The sequence below is a fragment of the Allobosea sp. CER48 genome (assembly GCF_044752385.1).
Taxonomy (GTDB): domain Bacteria; phylum Pseudomonadota; class Alphaproteobacteria; order Rhizobiales; family Beijerinckiaceae; genus Allobosea.
In genome coordinates, this window is sequence record NZ_JBIWYK010000594.1 from 1 (window position 1) to 1,611 (window position 1,611).

Here is a 1,611-nt window from a genome sequence, read left to right on the forward strand (position 1 = left end):
ATGGGCGACGGGGGCGGAGGCGGCAGCCGGCCGCTCCTCGTCGAGCAGCTTGAGAGCGGGCTGCTCCGGCAGGGGAATGCCGAGCGCGGCGTCGGTCTGGACCGGGGTTTCGGCGCTGAGGGGACTGCATCCCAGAATGATGGCCAGGGCTGATGCCGAGGTCAGTTTCGCCCAATGGCGACGACGCATGGTCGCGTTCCCGATAGCTGCCGAAATCACGCCATTCCTGCGTGACTCGGTTGGTTGAGACAAGATGCGGCGGTGCAACAGACCACCGCATTCGGTTAGTCGCGACTCAGGCCGCGTCGGTTTCGTCCGGTCCGTTCTCGTTCTCGATCAGCCCGTATTCCTTGAGTTTTCGGTAAAGGGTCGAGCGGCCGATGCCGAGCTTGCGCGAGACCTCCGACATGTGCCCGCGGTAATGCGCCAGCGCGAAGGTGATGATCTCCCGCTCCAGCTCGTCGAGCTTGCGCATGTCGGAGCCCGCAACCAGTTCGAGCGCATTGGGATCGCGCACCGGCATCTGGATGATGCGGGGCGCTGGCTCCTCCTGGGCATCGGAACGGGAGAATGGGGCGGGGGCGGCCGGAATTCGGACCTCCCAGCCTTCCATCTGCGCGGCGATCTGCGGGAATTCGGCGATACCCAGCTCGTCGCCGTCAGCCAGAACGACGGCCCTGAACATGGTGTTCTCGAGCTGGCGGACGTTGCCGGGCCAGTCATAGCCGACGATCAGGCTCATGGCCTCGGCGGTGATGCCGCTGAGCTTGCGGCCTTCCTCGGCGGCGAACCGGGCGAGGAAGCCGCGGGCGAGATCGGAGATATCCTCGCGGCGCTGGCGCAGCGGCGGCAGGGTTATGGGGAAGACGTTGAGGCGGTAGTAGAGATCCTCGCGGAACTCGCCGCGCTTCACCTGTTCCAGCAGGCTCTTGTTGGTGGCGGAGATCAGGCGGATGTCGACACGCACCGACTTCTTGCCGCCGACGGGGTCGACCTCGCCCTCCTGGATGGCGCGCAGGAGCTTGACCTGTGCGTCGAGCGGCAGTTCCCCGACCTCGTCGAGGAAGAGCGTGCCGCCATTGGCCTCGACGAACTTGCCGAGATGGCGCTCGGTCGCGCCGGTGAAGGCGCCCTTCTCATGGCCGAACAGGATGGACTCGACGAGATTGTGCGGGATCGCACCGCAATTGACGGTGACGAAAGGTTTCCCGCGGCGGTCGCTGGAGCCCTGGATGGCGCGGGCCAGCACCTCCTTGCCGACGCCGGATTCGCCCTCGATCAGGATCGGGATGTTCGATTTCGCCGCGCGTTCCGCCAGCCTGACGACGCGGGCCATGTCGGGGCTCTTGGTCGTCAGGTCGCGGAAGCCCAGCGTGTTCGAGGCGCGGCGCTTGATGTGGCGCAGCTCATGCTCGAGCGCACCGAGCTTCAAGGCGTTGTTGAGCGAGACCTGCAGCCGTTCCGTGCCGACCGGCTTGACCACGAAATCGGCCGCGCCGGCCCGCATCGCCGTGACCACGGTCTCGATCGAGCCGTTGGCAGTCTGGACGATGACGGGGGTTTCGATGCCGCGCTCGCGCAGATTGGCTAGCACGCCCATGCCATCGAGGC

The 1,611-nt window shown here is 66.4% G+C and carries 2 protein-coding genes; both read right to left on the minus strand.

Annotation, left to right across the window (positions count from 1 at the left end):
• Positions 1 to 189: hypothetical protein (locus tag ACIPIA_RS15840; protein WP_400510934.1), on the minus strand; the 189-nt coding region annotated here is incomplete at its 3' end.
• Positions 190 to 295: 106 nt separating this feature from the next.
• On the minus strand, positions 296 to 1,611 hold a 1,316-nt coding region (locus ACIPIA_RS15845; RefSeq protein WP_400510935.1), incomplete at its 5' end, for a sigma 54-interacting transcriptional regulator.